At 40.1% G+C, this 22,239-nt stretch carries 21 protein-coding genes; 12 read left to right on the top strand and 9 right to left on the bottom strand.

Annotated features, from left to right (window positions below):
- Positions 1-4 precede the first annotated feature (4 nt).
- The 4 genes from LOC50_RS02080 to LOC50_RS02065 form a co-directional block, all read right to left on the bottom strand.
- Complete coding sequence (locus LOC50_RS02080) at positions 5-1,234, bottom strand: efflux RND transporter periplasmic adaptor subunit (RefSeq protein ID WP_250653528.1); 1,230 nt, start codon at positions 1,232-1,234, stop codon at positions 5-7.
- A complete protein-coding gene (locus tag LOC50_RS02075; RefSeq protein WP_250653527.1) occupies positions 1,231-2,484 on the bottom strand; it encodes a TolC family protein in 1,254 nt (417 codons plus the stop codon). Before LOC50_RS02075 ends, LOC50_RS02080 begins: the two co-directional genes overlap by 4 nt.
- A gap of 171 nt (positions 2,485-2,655) precedes the next feature.
- Positions 2,656-2,982, bottom strand: a complete 327-nt coding sequence (locus LOC50_RS02070; protein WP_036981433.1) for a hypothetical protein — start codon at positions 2,980-2,982, stop codon at positions 2,656-2,658.
- 189 nt (positions 2,983-3,171) lie between these two features.
- Complete coding sequence (locus LOC50_RS02065; RefSeq protein ID WP_013465765.1) at positions 3,172-4,317, bottom strand: iron-containing alcohol dehydrogenase; 1,146 nt, start codon at positions 4,315-4,317, stop codon at positions 3,172-3,174.
- A 183-nt stretch (positions 4,318-4,500) separates the two neighbouring features.
- Here LOC50_RS02065 and LOC50_RS02060 point away from each other — a divergent pair, with 183 nt between their 5' ends.
- Together LOC50_RS02060 and LOC50_RS02055 are read left to right on the top strand one after the other, a co-directional pair.
- Complete coding sequence (locus LOC50_RS02060; protein WP_036956599.1) at positions 4,501-5,379, top strand: AraC family transcriptional regulator; 879 nt, start codon at positions 4,501-4,503, stop codon at positions 5,377-5,379.
- 446 nt (positions 5,380-5,825) lie between these two features.
- Positions 5,826-7,112 carry a sensor domain-containing diguanylate cyclase gene (locus LOC50_RS02055; protein WP_250653526.1) on the top strand — a complete coding sequence of 429 codons (1,287 nt, stop codon included), beginning with the start codon at positions 5,826-5,828 and terminating at the stop codon, positions 7,110-7,112.
- 24 nt (positions 7,113-7,136) lie between these two features.
- On the opposite strand, the gene LOC50_RS02050 is transcribed toward LOC50_RS02055, so the two are convergent.
- A complete protein-coding gene (locus LOC50_RS02050) occupies positions 7,137-7,559 on the bottom strand; it encodes a VOC family protein (RefSeq protein ID WP_036981430.1) in 423 nt (140 codons plus the stop codon).
- Between the two features lie 220 nt (positions 7,560-7,779).
- Here LOC50_RS02050 and LOC50_RS02045 point away from each other — a divergent pair, with 220 nt between their 5' ends.
- The 4 genes from LOC50_RS02045 (at position 7,780) to LOC50_RS02030 (ending at position 11,089) form a co-directional block, all read left to right on the top strand.
- Positions 7,780-8,148 carry a hypothetical protein gene (locus LOC50_RS02045; RefSeq protein ID WP_171034667.1) on the top strand — a complete coding sequence of 123 codons (369 nt, stop codon included), beginning with the start codon at positions 7,780-7,782 and terminating at the stop codon, positions 8,146-8,148.
- A complete protein-coding gene (locus tag LOC50_RS02040; RefSeq protein ID WP_250653525.1) occupies positions 8,145-8,528 on the top strand; it encodes a hypothetical protein in 384 nt (127 codons plus the stop codon). The genes LOC50_RS02045 and LOC50_RS02040 overlap by 4 nt, the downstream gene beginning before the upstream one ends.
- Before the next feature lie 165 nt (positions 8,529-8,693).
- The gene (locus LOC50_RS02035) at positions 8,694-9,176 is read left to right on the top strand and encodes a DUF3015 domain-containing protein (protein ID WP_036956603.1); all 483 of its coding nucleotides are present in this window, start codon (positions 8,694-8,696) and stop codon (positions 9,174-9,176) included.
- 80 nt (positions 9,177-9,256) lie between these two features.
- Entirely contained in the window at positions 9,257-11,089 is a 1,833-nt protein-coding gene (locus LOC50_RS02030) for an Lnb N-terminal periplasmic domain-containing protein (protein WP_250653524.1), read from the top strand.
- A 5-nt stretch (positions 11,090-11,094) separates the two neighbouring features.
- Here the strand turns inward: LOC50_RS02030 and LOC50_RS02025 are convergent, their stop codons facing one another.
- Complete coding sequence (locus LOC50_RS02025; protein WP_250653523.1) at positions 11,095-11,916, bottom strand: sterol desaturase family protein; 822 nt, start codon at positions 11,914-11,916, stop codon at positions 11,095-11,097.
- Entirely contained in the window at positions 11,906-12,355 is a 450-nt protein-coding gene (locus LOC50_RS02020; RefSeq protein ID WP_250653522.1) for an SRPBCC family protein, read from the bottom strand. Before LOC50_RS02020 ends, LOC50_RS02025 begins: the two co-directional genes overlap by 11 nt.
- 96 nt (positions 12,356-12,451) lie before the next feature.
- On the opposite strand from LOC50_RS02020, the gene LOC50_RS02015 reads away from it, so the two are divergent.
- Together LOC50_RS02015 and LOC50_RS02010 are read left to right on the top strand one after the other, a co-directional pair.
- Complete coding sequence (locus tag LOC50_RS02015) at positions 12,452-13,450, top strand: AraC family transcriptional regulator (RefSeq protein WP_250653521.1); 999 nt, start codon at positions 12,452-12,454, stop codon at positions 13,448-13,450.
- Positions 13,451-13,542: 92 nt separating this feature from the next.
- The gene (locus LOC50_RS02010; RefSeq protein WP_138626211.1) at positions 13,543-14,304 is read left to right on the top strand and encodes a substrate-binding periplasmic protein; all 762 of its coding nucleotides are present in this window, start codon (positions 13,543-13,545) and stop codon (positions 14,302-14,304) included.
- Here the strand turns inward: LOC50_RS02010 and LOC50_RS02005 are convergent.
- Positions 14,301-14,711: a nucleotide triphosphate diphosphatase NUDT15 gene (locus tag LOC50_RS02005; protein WP_250653520.1), complete on the bottom strand. Its 411-nt coding sequence runs from the start codon at positions 14,709-14,711 to the stop codon at positions 14,301-14,303. The genes LOC50_RS02010 and LOC50_RS02005 overlap by 4 nt on opposite strands.
- 203 nt (positions 14,712-14,914) lie before the next feature.
- Here LOC50_RS02005 and LOC50_RS02000 point away from each other — a divergent pair, with 203 nt between their 5' ends.
- Both LOC50_RS02000 and LOC50_RS01995 read left to right on the top strand, forming a co-directional pair.
- Positions 14,915-16,804 carry an AMP-binding protein gene (locus LOC50_RS02000; protein ID WP_250653519.1) on the top strand — a complete coding sequence of 630 codons (1,890 nt, stop codon included), beginning with the start codon at positions 14,915-14,917 and terminating at the stop codon, positions 16,802-16,804.
- Between the two features lie 119 nt (positions 16,805-16,923).
- Positions 16,924-18,192, top strand: coding sequence for a mechanosensitive ion channel family protein (locus tag LOC50_RS01995; protein WP_250653518.1), 1,269 nt, complete (start codon positions 16,924-16,926; stop codon positions 18,190-18,192).
- 3 nt (positions 18,193-18,195) lie between these two features.
- Here the strand turns inward: LOC50_RS01995 and LOC50_RS01990 are convergent, their stop codons facing one another.
- Positions 18,196-19,080 (bottom strand): LysR family transcriptional regulator, encoded by an 885-nt coding sequence (locus LOC50_RS01990; protein ID WP_069440129.1) that lies wholly within the window; start codon positions 19,078-19,080, stop codon positions 18,196-18,198.
- Between the two features lie 110 nt (positions 19,081-19,190).
- On the opposite strand from LOC50_RS01990, the gene LOC50_RS01985 reads away from it, so the two are divergent.
- Together LOC50_RS01985 and LOC50_RS01980 are read left to right on the top strand one after the other, a co-directional pair.
- Positions 19,191-20,333, top strand: a complete 1,143-nt coding sequence (locus tag LOC50_RS01985; RefSeq protein ID WP_171034668.1) for an alkene reductase — start codon at positions 19,191-19,193, stop codon at positions 20,331-20,333.
- Between the two features lie 536 nt (positions 20,334-20,869).
- A complete protein-coding gene (locus tag LOC50_RS01980; protein WP_250653517.1) occupies positions 20,870-22,210 on the top strand; it encodes an L-cystine transporter in 1,341 nt (446 codons plus the stop codon).
- Positions 22,211-22,239: the final 29 nt, after the last annotated feature.

Genomic DNA, 22,239 nt, shown 5'->3' with positions numbered 1-22,239 from the left:
CCTCCTAGTGAGCGTGACTTGCGCCGCTTTTTAAAATATCGGCTTTGATCACATAGCTATTGGCAGTGACGTACTCACTACCGGGGCTTAAACCTGCGATGACTTCAACCCACTCGCTATTTTTTGCGCCTAAAGTAACCGGGCGTACTTCAAACACATTATTTTTACGCACAAACACACTCGCCATGCCGTTAAACTCTTGAATAGCCTCAGGCTTTACACGCACGCGAGCATTGACTTTATCGATACTGACATCAGTATTAACATGCATACCCGGACGCCAATGACCATCAGGGTTATTAAGCTCAATACGGGCACGTGCAATATGCCCGCCGGTCATCATAGGTGCTATAAAAAACACCTTACCTTGGGCATTTAAATGATGATGTAAATCGTACACGATGGCGCTTTGACCAATGGCTAGATTTTCGATGTTTTCAGGAAAGGCTGAGAGCTCAACCCATACTTTATCAAGGTTCACGACCTGCATTAACGCACGAGTACTTGCCAGTTCGCCACGCTTTAAATATTGCTCGGTTACCACACCGCTAATGGGGCTTTTAATACTGTAGTTTTGCAATGTTTCACGGTTGGTGACACTGGCCAGTACCTCACCTTTTTGAACCGTTTGACCAATGCTGACAAAAATATCGCTGATCAATCCGGTATATGGCGCCATCACTTCTACTGTGCCGTGCTGTGTCGGTGCAATAACACCAAACAGCGTGTCAGAAATATCAACCTCGCCGCTTTGTGCTATCTCTGTTTTAATGCCCGCGCCTTTAATTGCTCGCTCGCTAAGCACAGTTTGGCCTTCGTGCTGAGAGTACTCAAAGCTAACGCGCTCACCTTTATAATTGGCAGTAATCAAAAGCTCAAATGAATGTGGCTCATTTATCGATTGCGTGCTAACAAGGTACTCATTCTCACGGGTAAATTGTATTTTTTGCGGCGCTTCTACTAAGCGTTTTAAGTTCATTTCTATACTTAAATCGTTGATATCTACCGGCTGTTTTTGCTCATAACCATATACGCGCAGCTCAACTTTACCTGCCAATTCTCGCAGCTTTAACTCAAGAGTGAGCTTTGCGTTGGTTAATAAAAAGCCGCCATGGGCACCTTGTTTTTGGGTTTGCTCTGTTTGCCCATGCTCTGCTGAGGCAAATACATGTGTGCTTATAACGCTCGTTGTAGACGAAAGAAATATTAATAATGCGATAAACGTGTTGTTCATGATTGAAAAGTCTCAGTTAAAGATTGGCCAGTTAAACGCTCAAGAGTAAGGTGCGTTTGATATAGCGCTGCATAGGTATTGATAAGTGCGCGTTTAGAGTCAAATAGAGCTTGTTGGGCATCGAGCAATTGCAACACCGAAATTTGTCCGCGTTGATAGCTTTTTAAACTTTGCTCAATAAGTGTTTGGGCTTGTGGAATAACCTGCTCAGATAACAACTGCGCCTGTAACGTTTTGCCTTGGTAATAGGTGTACAAGGTACGAACTTGTTGGCGTAACTGAACCCGTAATTGCCCTTGCTGCTCACGTAACAATGCCAACTGACTGTTAGCCGCTTCAATATTACCGCTATTTGGGTTACTCAATTGCAATGGCATAGAAAACGAAAACAGCAACGAACTGGTATCGCTTTGCTGATTGTAGCGCAGGCCCGCACCTACATTAATGTCGCTTTGCCCGTTGGCTTTTTGCAGCGTTAAGTTGGCCGCTTGCTGTAAGTATTGTTGCTGCAACATGGCAAACTCAGGCGCTTGGTTAACTGCATTAAGTAACGCTTGCTCAGATTTAAGCGGTATTAAGGTAGCCATATTCCCTGCGAAATTCGTGTAGTTATGTTGCTCATTCCACAGCTCATTGAGCGATAAACGCGCTCGCTCAAATTCGCTATTTAGCTTAGCTGTCTCAAGCTCAACTTGGCTTAGTGCATAACGCATACGGGTTACATCGGCTTGCGATACAGCGCCGGCGTTAGCCCGTTGCTTTATTGCTTTGAGAGCTTGGCTCACCACGTGATGTCGTTCGCTGTTAAGCGTAAGTAAGGTTTGAAATTTAAGCGCCTCGTAATATCGCTCACCAGTGGTTGCTAATAAAGCTAACCGAGTATTTTGATATTGTATTGCTTGGGCTTTAATGTTCGCCGTTGCGTAATTTATGCGGCTTTGGCGTTTATCTCCAAGCTCTATAAGCTGGCTAAATGCCAAGGTTATTTCAGCGTCTTGCACACCACGCGCATCGTTTGTCCCTAATAAGTTTTCAGCTTCTATATTTAAAATAGGGTTAGGCGAAAGTGCAGCTTGAGATTTAAGTGCGCTGAGTATTTTTTGATGATAAGGGTAGCGTTTTAATAGCGGATTTTGTTGCTCGGTATTTATCAACGCTTGTTTTAGAGTTAGTGTTTTAACATTTGCAAACGCACTAAAAGCAGGCAGCGTGCACAGCATCACCACCAACATAATTGATTTTTTATTCATATAACTTGTCCGTTTTTAATAAACAGAGTTCACTTGCAAACCATTCACAACCTACGCAAAAGATAGCGACAGTGTAAAATAGTTAGCAATTTAAACATGCCATAACAGCCCATAAAACGCTTACGCGCAGGCAGCTAAAAGCACAATAATTAATTGAAATTAAATTAAAAACTAGCTAAATGAATTCGGTGGAGGTACATCAGGTGGATAATTTAAACTATGGTAATACACAAGTACTGTGGGTTTACTTTGTTGAGGAATAATAGCGTGACTAAGTGTGCTGTAATAGCCACAGTGACAATGTTGGTGTGCATGAATCTCAACCGGTGGCTGATTATCGCTTTGTCCATGGTCATTATCAGCGATTATAGTGTTTTGTGATAATGCGTTACTTACATGCTCAACGTCTTCTTGTAAATGGTATGCAGCGCCATCACAACTTATAAAGCTGTGCACAAGCACGAGTAACATGACCATTAACAAACGATTTGAGCGCATAATTTAGCTATCTTCTCAGCCTAAAATTGACTTAAATAAACCTAACCAATTAAAGCCACATAGTATATTAGCGGCAAACGACAATAAAGGGCTTTTTATCAATTAATGGCGCCAATTGCGTTTACTGAGGTTAACTATAAAACAAAAAACCACCGGCTTTAATAGCCAGTGGTTTTTTAAAATTAACGCTTAAGCAACCGCATGTTCTAAAATTTCACGGCTTTCTTTTAGCGTAATCGCTTGGTTTTCACCAAGGGCAACCATGCCATGTGCTTCTAGTTTGCCAATAATATTATCAATGGCAGCCGCTTTATCATCACCATGTTCAGTTAGCTGTGTTGCAACCTCAAGGCTGTGGTAAAACGCTTCAATCGCTTGAATTGTTTGCTCTGCTAAATCATCTGTTTGCTCAAGGCCAAATACGTTTTTACCCATTTGCTCTAGTTTCGCTTTTTTAACTGCAAATTGATTGCGCAATAAAGAAGGCTGAACAATAGCAAGCGAACGCGCATGGTCAACACCATAGGCAGCAGTAAGCTCATGACCAATCATGTGGGTTGCCCAATCTTGCGATACGCCTGAACCAATTAAGCCATTAAGTGCTTGGTTAGCTGCCCACATAAGGTTTGCACGCCATGCATCGTCTTGGTTTTCAAAGTTATCGCCCAGTGTTTTGAGCGTTTTTAATAGTGCCTCTGCGTATCCTTCTTGTACCAATGCGCCTTCAGGGAACGTAAGGTACTGCTCACACGTATGCACCCACGCATCAACTAAGCCATTTACAAGCTGGCGCTGTGGTAATGTTTTCATTACATCAGGATCCATAATCGCAAATTTAGGCAGTACTTCTGGTGAAGCAAACGGCAATTTTTGCTTAGTCGCTTCTTTGCTTACTACTGAGTTTTGGTTAGATTCAGAACCTGTAGCTGGTAGCGTTAATACGGCACCAATTGGTAATGCGCTAGTAATTGTATGCTTACCAGTAGGAATGTCCCAACCTTCGCCGTCGTATACTGCAGAAGCGGCAATGTATTTAACGCCGTCTATTACAGAGCCGCCGCCGACACCTAATACAAAGTCGATATCTTGTTCTTTACAAATTTTAACCGCTTGGTCAAGTACTTCAATTGTTGGGTTAGCACCCACACCCGAGAATTCGACCCAATCAAAACCTTCAAGTGCAGCAGCAACTTGGTCATACACGCCGTTCTTTTTAATTGAGCCGCCGCCATAAACAACCAATACTTTTTGATCTTTTGCGATCAAGTCGCTAAGTGCGGCAATTTGCTGTTGGCCAAATTGGATGAGAGTGGGATTTACGTAGCTAAATTTCATTATTTTGCTCCTAGGTGACGGTTAATTTTATAATGCTTTACTTAGTTACATATCAAGTAAAGCTTTGATGGATGCATATTAGTGGCAAAGTTAATATATAAAAAGCCCAATAACTGCCAGAAGCTTGCCTAAAACTACCAGCACTGTTATTTTACGCAAAATATTTTAATTACAGATACTTTTATGCCCATCATAGCCAAAATGTTGCAACAATACGCCGAGCACAATAATTTACTAAGCTTTGAGGGCACCATGGAAACAATTATTCCTGGGGTGTATTTTCATCGCGCTACCAAAAGCTCACCACGCCAACCGCTTATTTATAATTCAGGCATAATCGTGGTTGGCCAAGGCCATAAAATAATTCATTTCCCAGAACATCAAATAAAATACGGCGAAGGTGATTACTTGGTACTAGGTGTACCTGTCCCATTAGAGTGTGAAGCGTTTACTGATAATGACTTACCGGTTATGGGCATTGCTATAGATATAAATCCTGCCATGTTGCACAAGCTGGTTAATCAGATGATGCAGCACCAGCCTTTATCAGTCTCCAGCGCGCACATTGGTGCAGTACAATCCGCCAAGCTAGACTGCGCAATGGAGCAAGTGACGTATAGGTTATTAACAGTTTTAAATAATCCACTTGAAGCTGAGATATTCGGCGAAGATATAGTAAAAGAGCTTGTGTATCGTGTCCTTTGCGGCCCCCAAGGGAATACTTTAATAGGCCTAGCTATGCATGATGGCCATTATGCGCGTATAGCTCGCACACTAGCAACGATGCATCAGGACTATGCAAACCCTATTACTGTTGAAGGTTTAGCTGAAGAGGTCAATATGAGTGTCTCCTCTTTTCATCGTGCATTTAGGCAGGTAACGTTTGAATCTCCCTTACAATACTTAAAAAAAGTACGTTTAGCTAAAGCAAAAGAGTTAATTACCACAGCGGGCAGCAAAGCAAATGAAGCTGCTTTTAAAGTAGGTTACACCAGTGCATCACAGTTTAGCCGTGAGTTTAAACGCCACTTTAATAAAACCCCTAGTGAAATACAGTTATAAAAATAAGATTTACCCATTCATGCGCTACATCAAACTTTACTATTAATTTTTACTAGCAAAGATAATAAGCTTTGTTAATATAAGGTAACTGCCTTTTTTTATAACCCTATTATGCTCAATAACACCGTAACAATAAGGAAGCACTTACATACAACCACCTCCTTATGTATTAAATTTTGCGGTGCTTTACTTGTCATTTTTACTTTTCTCATCAGCAATACAGCTATTGCAAAAGATAGCTGCAATTTAAAATCTATCGCAACAATGTATCAATTCCCTTATCGCAAAGTATTGCTGCAGACACAAAACTAGAAAAAGGCATTAACCAATTTGAGTTGGTATGTACGCTAAACCAAAGCGGTGTTTTTACGTTTACCCGCCCGGCACTTGAACGTTTTTCGTGGCAACAAAATAACCAATTAAAAGCCCCTTTAAAAACAAATCAAATGGCTATTTTAATGGAACAAGGTAGCTTTAATGCAAAGCTAACTTTAACCACTACTGCCAGCTATAACCCCCGGTTTACTTGGCTAGACTCACAGCAATTTATTGAAAAGGTTCAGGTATACAATTTAATATTTGGGGTGTTTTATGGATTATGCGCAACGCTTATTTTTTATGCTTTAATAATAGGTTATGGCATTAGAGACGCTATCTTTAACCAATATGCTGCCTACCTTTTTTGTATCGCTAGCTTTATTTTTTTACAAGAAGGTCAACCCTATTTATTTACCAATGGCTACTTTTCTGCATATATCAGCCACCTTTATACATTAAGCATTGGTTTAACTATAGCCAGTGCCACTTGGTTTATGAGCGCACTATTAGAGCTACCTGAGTATTGGCGCAAATTAAGCTATGCATTAAAAATTATCGCGTTATGTGTACTGACTCTGTGCTTACAAAAAATAGCTTTAGATTTACCCGCTATTACTAATATCACCACAATCGTTACTGGCTATTTGTCATTACTGATTGTTATGACCATTTTTATACTCTCAGCCGTGCAAGCTAAACAAGGCATTAACGAAGCCAGCTTGGTATTTATTGCCTTAAGCTGCGTATTTATCAGCATGATATTTAGAGTGTTACTAACCGAATACAGTCCTTTTATGCAGCGTTATGGGTTTGTGATTGCTTTTACGATTGAATCTCTACTTCTTGCTATTGCAGTTGGTAGGCGAATTCAACGACTCAGTTATGCTAAAAAACAGGCTGAACGGCACGCTAATTACGATCATCTTTGTCATATTTGTAACCGCCGAGGCTGGAGTTTAAAAGCCAATGAGTTATTAAAAAAACACGCTCAACGTGGTGGCGTGTTGTGTTTTTTATATATCGATTTAGACCGATTTAAAGCAATAAATGATACCTACGGCCATGATGTTGGCGATAAAGTACTCTGCATAGTGGCTGAGTCAATTAGTCAGCATATGCGCAGTGAAGACGCAGTTGGCCGCTTAGGCGGAGATGAGTTTGTGGCTATGGCATTATTTACCAGCAAAGATAAAATTAACCGCCGAGTTGCGACCCTTGAACAAAAATTAAATGCGCTTAGCTTAGAGCATCAAGGTAACACCATCGCTATTTACGCAAGCGTAGGGCAAATAAACTATAGCGAAGCGCCTAAAAATTTAGATGAGGTTTTAAAAGCCGGTGATAAAGCAATGTATCAAAAAAAGTCATTACGAAAAGCGCAGGTTAAGCAAACCTTCACAAGAGAAAACGCCTAAAGTCATCGTTTAGGCGCATAATCATTACTCGTCTTTTTTGAATAAGACTTCTGGGTTTACCATAGTTTTCATTTCTAAAACGTTACCATTTGGATCTTCAATAAAAAACGTTTCTTGCTCAAATTCATCACCTACAAAACGGCGGTAAGGCTTATCTAAATATTCAAGGCCCGCGTGTGCAATACGTTTTTTTAATGCCTGAAATTCATCTTCAGATAAGTGAATACCAAAATGCGGTACAGCTACTGCGCCCATATCAACATCATGACGCACTGTTGGTAAGCGCTCTGTGCTTTGATGAAGCGTTAACTCGTTACCCCAAAAATCAATGTCTACCCATCGCCCAGCTTCACTATTACCCGTTTTACAACCAAGCACGTCACAATAAAACGCTTTCGCTTTTTCAAGATCACCAGCTGGAATAGCCAAATGCAAACAGTTAGACATAAATTACCTTAGGTTATAACTTTTAATATATGAAATATGCTGCATTATACATAATTTGTAATTTATAGAACATTAACGGCATTATTTTTAGTCATTCATTGCGTACATTTAATTTAAAGCCACGGTTATTTGCTCTTTTGGGAGCCATATATCGCTTTTAGTCTTAAATTGTCGATTTTAACTATTAAAGCTAAAACTGAACCTTTATGATGTGCGCCTTATGACTAAATTCATACTTTTAAAATTCATCACCTTTTTTATCGGCTGCTTGTCGTGCTTTATATTGCATACCACATTGGCATTACCTATTGTTGTGTCTGCTGCTTTAACAGGCCTCATCGGCTCATTTATTCCGTTTCCTGCACGTTATCAAAACCACCCTTATGCCTCCATTTATGCAGGTAGTTTTGCCGGTATGTGTTCCACCAACTTAATTAGCAACTATTGGGAAATCGCTATTATTTCTGCCATTGGCGCTGTTTTATATACACTAACACTTAATGTATTTGCAGGATTTGGCGGACGATTAGGCAGTATTGCATTTGCCAGTGTAGCCCTGTTTGTTTTAGCTAAAGGATTGCTGATATGACTATTACATACCCAGTATTAGCCTTGGCTGGTGCTTTTTTTACCTTTTATTTAGCAAAGCATAACCGCTTTGATGCTATAAGAGCCTCAGCTGCACTTTCAATTATTGCCTATTTGATTTTTGCACAGCTGAGCCTCAACGCAGAACTCTATAGTATCGTATTTTTTGGCGGCACCTTTATTGGCATGAGCGCCCCTCACCGCTTTGGTGTTTATACGCTTGCCAGTTCAGCAATTATATTTTCATTGTTTTTTGCCTATTTGGTTCCCATTCTTGATGGCTTTGGTGGCGCTTTGGGAATTAGTGCATTTTTATCAGTGTGTATTTGCCATATGTTTATTTTACTCGGCGCGCCAAGAAGTAAAAAGCAAAGTTCTTAAAGCTAGCTAAAACCAGTAAGTAACGTGTTTATTTTATTAATTAAAGTAAGCGCAACATGAAAAAATTCATAGCTTGTTATGTTCCTTTTTTCTACAACTCTGTTAAAATCCTCCGCGCTCTTTGTTTACCCTAAATAAAGACTAATCAAATATGGATTTATGGATATGAAAAAAATAATTGCAGTAGCAGCACTTTCTTTACTTCCTTTCTCTAATGCTATGGCTGACCAAGATATTGGTTGTGGCCTAGGCTCTATGTTATTTGCTGGTCAGCAAGGTAAAGGCGTTAAAATTTTAGGCGCTACAACTAATGGTACTTCTGGTAACCAAACTTTCGGTATTACTTTTGGTACTTTAGGTTGTGACGGTACTGGTACTGTTACTTCTTCTGAAAAAATCGCATTATTCATCGATGGCAACATGGAGCAACTTGCTCGTGATATGTCTCAAGGTGAAGGCGAAACTTTAGCAACACTTGCTGAGGTTTGGGGCGTTGCAGACCAAGATAAAGCAGCATTCAACAAACTTGCTCAAGCACAATTTTCTTCAGTATTTACTTCTGAGAACGTAACTTCACAAACAGTGTTAGAAAACCTAAACGCTGTTGTAGCAAGCGATGCACAACTAGCTTCTTATACTCTTTCTTAATCAGCTAAATTAGCCGGTTTTATATGTATAAATAAAGCCGCTAGAGCATCCTCTAGCGGCTTTTTTATGATTTAGCGATTATGAAAAAAATATTATTTACCTTGCTAGCCATACTTTTTAGTATGCAATCAAATGCTAAAAGTATTGAAAAAAGTACCTTAGCCACACACCCTTATTGGCTTAAACTGGGCCACTACCGCAATACAACCTTCAGAAACTGGAAAAGCGAGGTGGATAGCGCCGAGTTTTTTTTATCCCCTACAGGTAAAACCAGCCCAGTAGATGAGTTAAATGCCACCATTAGAGCATTTAATGCCAGTAAAAGCAGTCAACAAAAATACAGCTGTCAATTTCCAGCTCGCTACACATGGCTAAAATCAAAAATTAAAAACAATTGGCCTGCTCTTGATTGCGCTGAGCTTAAAACCTGGCAACAAGTCATTAATCCTAAAGGGGTTACGCTTGTATTCCCTACCGCATTTATGAACAGCCCTTCATCAATGTTTGGGCACACTTTACTGCGCATCGACGCTAAAGATCAAACCCGTAGTAAAGAACTGATTGCCTTTGCTGTAAACTTTGCGGCAGAACCTGATGACTCAGATAACGCTGCCATGTATGCATTAAAAGGCCTTGTTGGTAGCTATCCGGGTAAGTTTTCACTTATGCCGTATTATAAAAAAGTACGCGAATATAATGATTTAGAATCACGCGATATTTGGGAATACAAACTCAATTTAACTGAGCAACAAGTTGAGCGGGTATTACTGCATTTATGGGAGTTACAACACGCCACTTTTGATTACTTTTTTATCGACGAAAATTGCTCCTATCAGTTACTCGCGCTATTACAATTAGCGAAAGACGACCTTAATTTAACTTCGCAATTTAACATGCAGGCTATTCCTTCAGACACTGTTGCCGCACTGAGAGACAACAATTTACTGCAAGCTCCTAATTACCGCCCTGCTTTTGGCACTAAGCTTTATCACTATTCAACACAGTTAAGTGATCAACAACTTAGTGATGCGAGGGAGCTTATGCAAGGCAAGCCATTAAATACCCGTAATTACTCACAAAAAGAGCTAGTAGCTATACTAGAAATGGCGTACGAATGGCTAAATTTTGAATTTTACGATAAAGCCCTTAACCGTGAAGAAATAGCCCCTCGGCTTACTAAGTTATTATTAATGCGCAGTAAGTATGCTGTCCCTTCTCCTTTAGTTAAGCCCTATAAACCTAAAGCTTCGCCAGAGCAAGGCCATGGTTCTTCAAGGCTAACAGCTAAAAGAGTGCAAAATAATAACCAGCAAAATACCACCAATTTAGCTTATCGACTTGCTTATCATGATTTACTCGACAGACCTGCTGGCTTTATACCTGGAGCACAAATTAGCTTTTTTGACCTGGAAGCCAACCTTACAGATAACGGCAATAATCACATTGAGCACTTTTACTTACTCGATGCAATGTCGCTTGCTCCAGATAACCGTGTATTTGATAGCTGGTCATGGAATATCAAAATGGGCTTTGACAGACAGCCTAGTCAAAATAAGCGCACAGGCCGATTTTTTACTAAAGGTGGATATGGTAAGTCTTATGGCAACCCGAACCGTGTGCATGGCTATATTTTGGGACAGTTTGAGCTAAATACTGGTGATATTTCTAACCAGCTAAGTATAGGGCTAGGTAGTGAGGCTGGCATTATTTGGCAAGTAAATAACAATCACAAACTTGCGCTAACGGGTAATATGTTTTGGCTAAACGATAATACCGCTAATAACCACAGTGAAGCTGCGCTAACCTGGAGCTATGCGCTGTCACGTAACATAGCGCTTCGCAGCCAAATAAAGCTCGAAAAATGGCACAACCATAATACTGCGGCTAGTTTAGCCCTACAGTTTTACTTTTAAGTCTATTATTTAATTTTAATGCTACTGGTTGGGTAGCCAAAAAGTACCTTACATTTAGCTTTTAAACCTTTTGCCTTATAAGCACTTTTAAATAAATGAGCCCACTGATGAAACGTTATCAGCAGTGGGTTATTACTATTTAGCTGGCCTACGATGCCGTATTTGCATGGCTGATTTTTGTCTTCCTCTACAAAGGTACCAAACAGCTTATCCCAAATAATAAGTACGCCAGCAAAGTTTTTATCAAGGTAGCTTTTATTAATTGCATGATGCACCCTATGGTGCGACGGCGTATTAAATACGCTTTCAAACCAGCCCAACTTGCCTACTATTTGCGTATGTACAAAAAATTGGTACGCTAAATTAAGTGCCACCACACTAAATACTGTAAGCGGGTCAAAACCTATGAGAATCATGGGCAGCCAAAATACCCACATGCCGGCTACTGGGTACATTATGCTTTGCCTAAATGCCGTGGTAAAATTCATTTTAGTAGAACTATGATGCACTACATGAGCGGCCCATAACCAATGAATATGGTGTGATGCACGATGAAACCAATAGTATAAAAAGTCTTGCAGTAAAAAAGCGCCTAAAACAGTAAATACTGTCAATTCAATATCAAATAGTCGAAACTGATACAACCAATAAAAAAACGGCATTAATAATAATAACGCAATGGCATCAGCGCCTTGATGTAATAAAGCAAGTAACGCGTTGGCTAAGCTGTCTTTTATATCGTAGTAACGTCTAAATTTTATAAACTCAACCCCTACAAACAGCAAAAAAATAGGGCTCAGTGCCAATAAAATAATTTCAATGCTCATGACGTTTCTCCTGAAAATAGCTGGCTATTTTTTTAAGTGCTTGGCTAACATCTTTTTTTATAAAAAAAGCCAGTATAAAGTCGGGTAACCACAAAGGCGCAATACAACGAATATGGTAGCTGATCTCGGTGAGTGATGGCTGAGTATTATTGGCTTTTAAGTAAATATCACCACGGTGCTGTGCAACGGGTTTATCCCCTAAAATGCGGTAACAAATGTGGCTATTATCGGCCGTTATTATTTGCTCTTTAAATGTTGTACCTTGCATTTTTATTTGTCTAATGGTGCCTTTTCCACCACTTATTTCACCCGAGTCTTGCGGTGTTAACACTTCAAACTGCGCATTAAAAAAGCGCTCCAAATCAGCATGCGCTAATAATAAGGTGCATAATTGTTCAGGCGTTGCTGCCACACTATGTTTAACGTTTATCTCAATCATTGTGTGCCCCATATTATTTTTATAGAGCTCTAGCATATAAAAATATTGCATGGCAAACTTGCGATTAGATGACTATTTTTTAGCTTTAGGCGACAAATGAAAACCTTAGCCGATCATTACTTTTCTAGCTGTTTGGATTATCTTCAAAGCACAGGATTAGATAGCCAAGAGATACTAACTGCCATTGAATTTGATGAATATGCAAATAAGCAAACACAACAATTAGCGCCTCGTATTAGCTTAAAAAGCTATAATGCGCTGCTTAGTTATGCACAGCAAACGCTAAATGACTCCTTATTCGGGTTTGAGTTAGGAAAACAAATACGCACCGCTGATTTTGGTGTACTTGGGTATTTAATTGAATCAAGTACTAATCTAGCCAGTGCCATTACTGCATTACTGAGCTACGACAGTTTAGTGGCTAACATAGGGCGTGCTGAGTTTGAACAGCAACAAACACTTTGCAAGGTAACCTGGTTAGCAGACCCACAGTGCAGTCCACAGGCCGTATTACGAAATATGACCGCGTGGGTAAGTGTTATACGCCAACTGCTTAATCCTCAGCTTTCGCCTAGTTGCGTTTATTTCATAGCACATTTTTCAGACAGTGAGTTACAACAATTAGCGCAATGGTTTAATTGCCCAGTAAAAGCTGGCGCTAACTTTAATCAAGTAGAGTTTCCAAGTAGTTACTTAACCCTTCCTTTTAAAACCGATAACTCCCAGATTAACGCTGTGCTAAAGCAAATGTCAGAGCAACAGCTATCCCAGTTTAAAAGTCAGCAATTATTAACAGAAAAAATTAATCATATTTTAATGGCTAAATACGATTTGCAGGACTGTTCACTGGTCAGAACGGCTAGTGCTTTAAATATGACCCCGCGCACAGTGCAACGTCATCTAAAGCAAGAAAACACCAATTTTGCCGCTCTTCTTGAGCAAGAGCAAAAACGCCGTTTGTTAACTTATATTCCTCATTATCCGCTAAGCAGTATTGCAACTATGTTGGGGTTTAATGATCAAAGCTCTTTTAATCGCGCCTTTAAGCGCTGGTATCAATGCTCACCTCGTCAATTTATAAAAAACAATAATTAAACAATTTGATTACCTAAAACACACATTACCGTGTACCTTTTTATTGATTTTATTTACACTAGCCTCATGTATTGCTTTAAAGACAATTATTTATGCGTTTGCGTATGATGTTAACTGTTTTTGTAGTGGTTTTTTATAGTGCGGTCTGTCACGCAAACCCGGTCACCTTCATCGCTGAAGATTTGCCCCCTTATCATTTTAAAAACCCTCAAGGTGAAGCGCAGGGTGCCTTAGTTGATATCGCTAAAGCAGTATTAAAAGGCACGGCTTTAACAGCAACGTTTGAAATAATGCCGATGGCGCGTATGTTTCAACAACAACAAGCCAATCCTAATGCCATCATGCTGTCACTGTTAAAAACACCAAACAGAAACAGCCAGTTTAAGTGGCTGGGAAAAGTGTATTTTGCAGATGCATACCTAGTAAGTTTACGCAGTCATAACGATGAAGTGATTCACTTAAACTTTGCCAAAGAATACAAAGTAGCCACTATTCGCGGTTATTCTGCACAAGCTTATTTAGAAGCTCAAGGCTTCACTGAAAGTGAGAATCTAGTCTTAGTGAGTTACTACCAGCAGCTATGGAGAATGCTGTATAAAAATCGTATCGATTTTGTGGTAACTAACACCCTCACACTTGAAAACGAGCTAAAGCGTACAGGGCTCGACCCAAGCTTAATTACTAAGCGTATACATTTAGATGAGCTACCTTCCTCTCTTCACTTTGCAGCAAGTAAGCAGCTTAACCCGCAAACAGCGAAAATTATTACTGATAGATTAAACGCGATAAAAGAAAGCGGTGAATACCAACAAATTTTAAATAAATGGCAACTCCCTATTCCAACGCGCCTTTAGTCTTGAGTGGGTAAAACGCTTTGTGTTGAGTAATTTTTTAATGAAGTAAATAAAGGTGAAGGTAAGTTATTAATATCGCACCAACGCCACTTTAAACATTTGTTAGGCTCTTTATTTACAGGCTCGCCACCTTCATACTTTGCCTGCACATATAAAGTAATATAATGCTTGTTCTCGGCGCTAAAAATATCGTTGGTAAAATCGAGTTTACGAATATTAGTAACAGTAAGCCCTGTCTCTTCTGCTACTTCGCGCACTGCACATTGCTCAACCGTTTCACCAAATTCTAAATGCCCCCCAGGGGTTGCCCAGGTATTTGCACCATGTGCGCCTATTCGCTCACCGAGTAAAATTTTATTATCATGCATTACTATCACTGCAACGCCTACTCTGACAACTTGACTCATTATTACCACATTAAATAGTTCATCATTTTTATATGTTACCTCATTTAAATCATCAAACTAGTTGTTAGTTCGTTATAAACCATAGCGTTAGCTAAAAACCACACAACCCGTTCATTATTCAACCGACCATAGTCGAATATCACTCCTGATAAAAAGCGCTTAGTTTTAAATAAAGTTATATTAAATTTTGCTCAGGAGCCTTTATGTCAGGTGAATACAAACAACATTACAACGAGTTTAAACAAAACCCGGCAGCGTTTTGGTTATCGCAAAGTAAACGCCTCCCTTGGTACCAGGCTCCCGAAACAGCTTACACACAAGATGAAAACGGTTTATATCACTGGTATGCCGATGGCCAACTTAATAGCTGCTTTTTAGCCGTAGATCAGCATGTTATTGCCGGCCATGGTGATGAAACAGCGTTAATTTATGACTCACCCGTAACCAATACCGCGCGCAGCTACAGTTACTTTGAACTACAACAAGAAGTCGCTAAATTCGCAGGAGTAATGCAGTCTTTAGGCGTAACAAAAGGCGACCGCGTGGTTATTTATATGCCCATGATCCCCGAGGCTGTAATTGGCATGTTAGCCTGCGCCCGCATCGGCGCTATTCATTCGGTCGTTTTTGGCGGGTTTGCAGCACATGAGCTTGCCGTAAGAATTGATGACGCCAAGCCTAAGTTAGTACTCAGTGCTTCTTGCGGTGTAGAAGTGAATACCGTAATTGAATACAAAGAGTTACTTGATAACGCCCTCGAATCAGCCTCGTATAAAGTAGAACATTGTATTATTTATCAGCGTGAGCAAGTAACTGCACCACTTATGCCTGAGCGTGATATTGACTGGGCTGTTGCAATGCAAACAGCTACTGGCGTTGATCCTGTTCCGGTAAGTGGCGATCACCCGCTTTATATTTTATACACGTCAGGCACAACGGGTACTCCCAAGGGGGTTGTTCGTGAAAATGGCGGCCATGCCGTGGCCATGCATTACAGCATGGAAACCGTATACGGAATGAAACCTGGTGACGTGTTTTGGGCCGCTTCAGATATTGGTTGGGTTGTAGGCCATTCGTACATAGTGTATGCCCCACTTATATACCGCTGCGCCACTATTTTATTTGAAGGTAAACCGGTTAGAACCCCAGATGCCAGTGCATTTTGGCGTGTGGTTGAACAGTATAAAGTAACGGCTTTATTTAGCGCACCAACAGCCTTTAGAGCGATAAAAAAAGAAGATCCCAATGCCGATGGGTTTAAACAATACGATACTTCAAGTCTGAAACGCTTGTTTTTAGCAGGCGAGCGCTTAGATCCTCCCACCTACGATTGGCTCAAAGAAAAAACAGGCCTACCTGTGCTTGATCATTGGTGGCAAACAGAAACTGGTTGGGCGATAGCCTGTAATCCTGTCGGCATTGAGCATCTACCTACAAAAGCAGGTAGTTCAACGGTTGCGACTCCTGGGTTTGACGTACGTATTTTAGATATGAATGGTGACGAATGCGCCCCCAATGAACAAGGTGCAGTCGTTATTAAACTGCCTTTACCGCCAGGATGTTTACCCACTATTTGGCAAAATACCGAACGCTTTAAAGCCGGTTATTTAAGTGAATATGAAGGCTGTTATCTCTCTGGCGACGGCGGTTATATTGATGATGATGGCTACCTATTTATTATGGGCCGCATCGATGATGTGATTAATGTTGCGGGACATCGTTTATCAACCGGTGAAATGGAAGAAATTGTAGCCGCTCATCCCGCGGTTGCTGAATGTGCCGTATTTGGTGTTAATGATGCGCTCAAGGGTCAAAACCCCATGGCCATGGTGGTATTAAAAAATGATTTTCATGGATCGCATAAAGAAGTAGAGCAGCAATTGGTGCAAACCGTGCGTAATCAAATCGGCGCTATTGCGTGTCTTAAAAATATTATATGTGTAGAGCGCTTACCAAAAACACGCTCAGGTAAAATTTTACGCAAAAACTTACGTCAACTTATTGATGGTGAAGAACTGCAAATTCCATCAACCATTGACGATCCGAGTATTTTTGAGGAGTTAACTCTGCAACTTGCTGAAAATAAAATATAAATATTATTTTTAAAACGTCTATTTAAGCGCGGCTTAAATAGACTTTTCTCGCCCCATCTGCTTAACTAGATCTCATTAAATAGATGAAACTCACGCAAATAAATCTCTTGGGAATATAAATGACTGAAATACGATCGCAGCTGCGAGAATTTTTACTGCAATGGTTTAGTCTTTATTTTCCTGGGAGTGCGCATTTATGGTACAACATATTAGTACTGTGCTGGGTTGGCTTATTTGCGCTCATATTGCACCTCATCTTAAGGTCAGTTTCAAAACGACTACTTAAAGGCCGCTTTAGTGATAAAGTTGTTCAAACCGATACCCACACGCCTGCCGACTTAGCGCTTAAATTAACACGTAATATTTCCTTTGTTTTACAAGGTGCTGTGGTTGTTATACAAGCTAGGCTCTGGGTTCCAGAAGGAACGGCTTTTTTACATATCATTGAGATGTTTACTGATCAGTGGATCATTTTATTTGCACTGCTCTCGCTGTTCTCTTTGCTCAATATTTTTCAAGCATTATCTGACAGGCAACCCATTGCAGCTCACTTTCCATTACGTGGTTTTTTACAAACAATTAAACTGATCGCCAGCGTATTAGCCGGTATTTTAGCGATTTCATTATTAATGAATAAATCCCCGTTAATATTACTCAGTGGTTTAGGTGCGCTATCGGCTGTACTGCTACTGGTGTTTAAAGACGCTATTTTAGGGCTGGTGGCCGGTATTCAGCTTTCAGCAAACAATATGCTTGCGGTTGGTGATTGGTTAGAAATGCCCAAATACGGCGCAGATGGCGATGTGATTGATATAGCCTTGACCACAGTTAAAGTAAGAAATTGGGATAAAACCATTACCACTATCCCAACCTATGCGCTAATTTCTGACTCATTTAAAAATTGGCGCGGTATGTCAGAATCCGGTGGACGGCGCATAAAACGGAGTATCCATATAGAAATGAGCAGTGTGCGCTTTTTAGATGAGCAAGAGATCACCGCGCTGAAAAAAGCAGATTTATTAAGTCACTACCTCGAAATTACCCTACCGGCTATTAACGAGCAAAATACCACGAAAAAAATAGATATGAGCTGTACGTTAAATGGTCGTCGGCTCACTAATGTTGGCACATTTCGTCATTATTTAGTCGCGTTATTAAAACATCACCCACATATTCATCAGGGAATGACACTGATGGTAAGGCAGCTAGAGCCAACTAAAAATGGCTTACCCATTGAAATTTATGCATTTACCAATACAACTAATTGGGGTGAGTATGAAAATATTCAGTCAGATATATTTGACCATATATTAGCGATATTACCCGCCTTTTCGTTGCGTGCCCATGAGGCACCAACAGGGAACGATATTCGTCAACTAATTAAATAGTCACTAAATCCGTTTTAATTGCGCTATTAACCACTGGTGAATATCGCTGTTATTTGAACGTGGATGCCACGCTGCAATCACCTTAAATGGCGGTGGTAATAATTCAACTTCAAGCTGTTTCACTTTGGCGTTTGGCAGTAAACGCGATGGGTAAAAAGCAATTAGGTCAGTACTGCAAAGCAAATCGGGGACAAATGAAAAGCCAGGCACTGACATAACTATATTGCGCGCATAGCCCTTATCAGCAAACCACTGGTCGTGAGAGCCTCTTAAGTTAGCACGTGACGCTGAAATCACTAATTGAGGGTGTGCCGCCACTTCAGCAAGGCTCAACGTCGATGAAGAAAACACCGTGTCTTTGCCCGCAATACAAATATGTTGTTCTTCAAATAATGTGTCATAGATTAAGTTTGTTGGGATAAATTCAGGAAAACTAATTAATAAATCCAGCTCTCCTGCACTTATTAATTGATTAACATTATCAGAGGCAAAGTCACGAATAATCAGCTTTAATCCTGGCGCTTCGCGTCTTGTTATTTCTAATAATTGTGGCAAAAGAGCTGCTATAGCGTAATCAGTCGCACTTATTGTAAATACGCCCTTGTAACTACTTGGGGTAAATTGTTTAGGTATTAATAACGCTTCTACCTGAGTTAATATTTGATTAATGGGCTTCTCTAGTGCGATAGCCTTAGGTGTTGCAACCATTGTATTGCCTTGGCGAATAAAAAGCCGATCGTCAAATAAGTCACGCAATTTTCGCAGCTGCTCGCTAATAGCCTGCTGGGTTAAGCCCATTTTTCGCGCCACATCCGACACATTTTTTAGTTTAAGTAATGCACTCAATATTCGTAATTGTTTTATATCAAGCCGAGATATACCATTCATAATTGTATCTTAAACAAAAAAGCATTGTTTCAAATTGTACCTTTTAATCCCTACGATCACCAGCATTGTAATTGGCGCTAAACAGCATTATTAATTTAAAAGGTATTAAAATGAGTCAACCAAGTAAAAATATCGACAGTCTATTTTCATCAATCAATTTAGGCCCACACACGCTTAAAAACCGTATTGTAATGCCGCCACTTACACGCTCACGCAGCACGGTTCCTGGCAATATCCCCAACGAGGTGATGGCCACATATTATGCACAGCGTGCTAGTGCTGGTTTTATGGTTACCGAAGGCACTCAAATTGAACCAAGAGGACAAGGGTATGCCTGGACACCGGGCATTCATTCTAATCAACAAATAGCTGGTTGGAAAAAAGTAACTGATGCAGTACATGCAGAAGGTGGAATTATTTTTGCCCAGCTTTGGCACGTTGGCCGCGTTTCACATACTAGCTTACAGCCTAATGAAGCCAAACCTATTGCCCCCTCAGCTCTAACAGCTGATAGCGTTAAAGTCTTTATTGAAACAGGACCGGCTCAAGGCGCTTTAGCCAACCCTAGTGAACCACAAGCTTTAACAACCGATGAAGTAAAAGAGCTTGTTGGCATGTATGCACAAGCTGCCCGTAATGCGCTAGAAGCGGGGTTTGATGGCGTAGAACTGCATTGTGCTAATGGGTATTTAGTAAATCAGTTTATTTCTGAGCACACCAATAAACGAGATGATGAATACGGCGGCTCTCTTACTAATCGCCTGCGCTTTTTAAAAGAAATTGTCGCGGCAGTAAGTGACGTAGTAGGCCCTGAGCGCTTAGGGGTTAGATTTGCGCCCTTATTTAGCAGCACTGATGAAACCCGTGTTTATTTAGGATTAGTAGAATCAAACCCGCATCATACCTACATTGAAGCAATTAAAGTACTTGAGCAAGCTGGTATTGCCTACCTTTCAATTGCAGAAGCTGATTGGGACAATGCCCCTGATTTACCAGAGCAATTTTATCAAGCAGCCAGAGCTGAATTTTCTGGGCGTATTATTTACGCTGGTAAATACACTGTTGAAAAAGCGGTGGCGATGTTAGCTAAAGGCTACGGTGATTTATTTGCTTTTGGTCGCCCTTTTATCGCAAACCCTGATTTACCAGCGCGCATAAAAAATCAATGGCCATTAAATGAAGCCGATACAGCCACTATGTATGGCGGGACTGAGCAAGGTTACAGTGACTACCCTTACTACAAAAACGATTAATTAATAGGCCATGGATGGCCTTATTCAATGTTTAAACGCTTTTTACATCGTCTCCCAGCTTGTTAAATTTAATCTGCTCACTATTTTTACATTTATAAAATGTCATACATTTGGTTAAAAAATGTCGATAAAAACCATTAAAATTAGTTTTAAAGTATTGTTTTTAAATAATTAACAAGCATTAAAGTAGTGATATTTTTATATATCAATACAATAAGCTTTTATTTTTTTAGGCATCGGTCTTTGGAGCATGGGTTGTTAAAGTTAGCAGAAGTTAAATCAACTTCTTTGAGTCTTTTAGCCGTGTATGGATTATTTTTATTTGTAGTTAAGATCTTACTTTCATCTAGTAAACGCCATAAATTAAAGAAAATACAATCATATGGGTTAATTTTTTCAACAATGTGCTCATTCGTTATACTTTAATATTATTACTATATTCATTTTAATTCTATACCATAGCGAAAGCGTATTTTGTTAACGTCTTACAAAGCGTTAAAGTGCCGCGCTAATTCACAGCTATAAAAGAGGGTACTATGTCGCTTGCTGTATTATTAATGTTGGCATTATTTGTCGGTTTGCTGTTCGCGATTTATCTTTTTTCGCAAAAAAGCAGCTCTTTATCTCGTACCGTTTTATTTGGCTTAGTGCTTGGTAGCACCTTTGGCTTAGCCCTACAGTTTTTATTTGCCCACTCTCCAGAAACCATTAAAGAAATACTCAGCTGGGTCAGCGCGGTGGGCAAAGGCTATGTCGGTTTATTAAAAATGATCATTATGCCATTAGTATTAATTTTTATGATTGCCGCAGTGGTAAAGCTCGAAAACCAAGGCTCACTGGGGAAAATCTCCTTTATTAGTATCTCTGTTTTACTCTTTACCACAGCAATTGCAGCGTTAATTGGTATTGCGGTAACGTATGGATTTGACCTCAGTATTGAAGGGCTTGTTTCGGGTACTCGTGAAGCCGCTAGAATGGACACACTACAAAGCAAAGCTGCGAATGTAGCCGACTTAAGTGTGCCGCAAATGTTATTGAGCTTTATTCCTGAAAATCCCTTTGCGGATTTAAGTAATCAACGTTCAACCTCTATTATTGCCACGGTTATATTTGGTGTCCTTGTTGGTATAGCTGCACGTAAAGTAATGCTGGAAAAAACAGAACTTGCTAGCCCAATTCGTAACGGTGTAAACGCCCTACAAGCGACAGTAATGAGCTTAGTTCGCATGGTAATTGCACTCACTCCTTATGGTGTTGCGGGCTTAATGGCAAGTGTTGTGGCAAACTCTAGTAGTAACGATATTTTAAATTTACTCGCCTTTATTGTGGCTTCTTACGTGGCTATTTTATTGATGTTTGTTGTGCATGGCTTATTGCTTAGCTTTGTGGGTGTAAATCCAAAGCATTATTTTGAAAAAATCTGGCCAGTACTGACCTTTGCATTTAGCTCACGTAGCTCAGCGGCATCGATTCCTATGAATGTTGACGTGCAAATTAACCAGTTAAAAGTACCACCAGCAATTGCAAACTTATCGGCTTCTTTTGGTGCCACTATTGGTCAAAACGGCTGTGCTGGTATTTATCCTGCGATGCTCGCAATGATGGTTGCGCCAAGTGTGGGGATAGACCCACTTACATTTGAGTTTATTTTACCGCTAATTGGTATTGTCGTTATTAGCTCGTTTGGTATTGCAGGTGTTGGTGGTGGTGCTACCTTCGCAGCGTTGGTTGTATTGCCTACCATGGGGTTACCTATAGAGGTTGTGGCTTTACTTATTTCTATTGAACCCTTAATAGATATGGCACGTACTGCGCTCAACGTATCAGGCTCTATGACCTCAGGTGTGATCACCAGTAAATTAATGAAAAATCAATAACACAGATTTTAATCTAATAGCCCAGCCTA

The organism is Pseudoalteromonas sp. SCSIO 43095 (assembly GCF_023650455.1).
Lineage (GTDB): Bacteria > Pseudomonadota > Gammaproteobacteria > Enterobacterales > Alteromonadaceae > Pseudoalteromonas > Pseudoalteromonas tetraodonis.
Note: the sequence above shows the minus strand (reverse complement) of the source record. Positions and strands in the feature narration are given on the sequence as shown.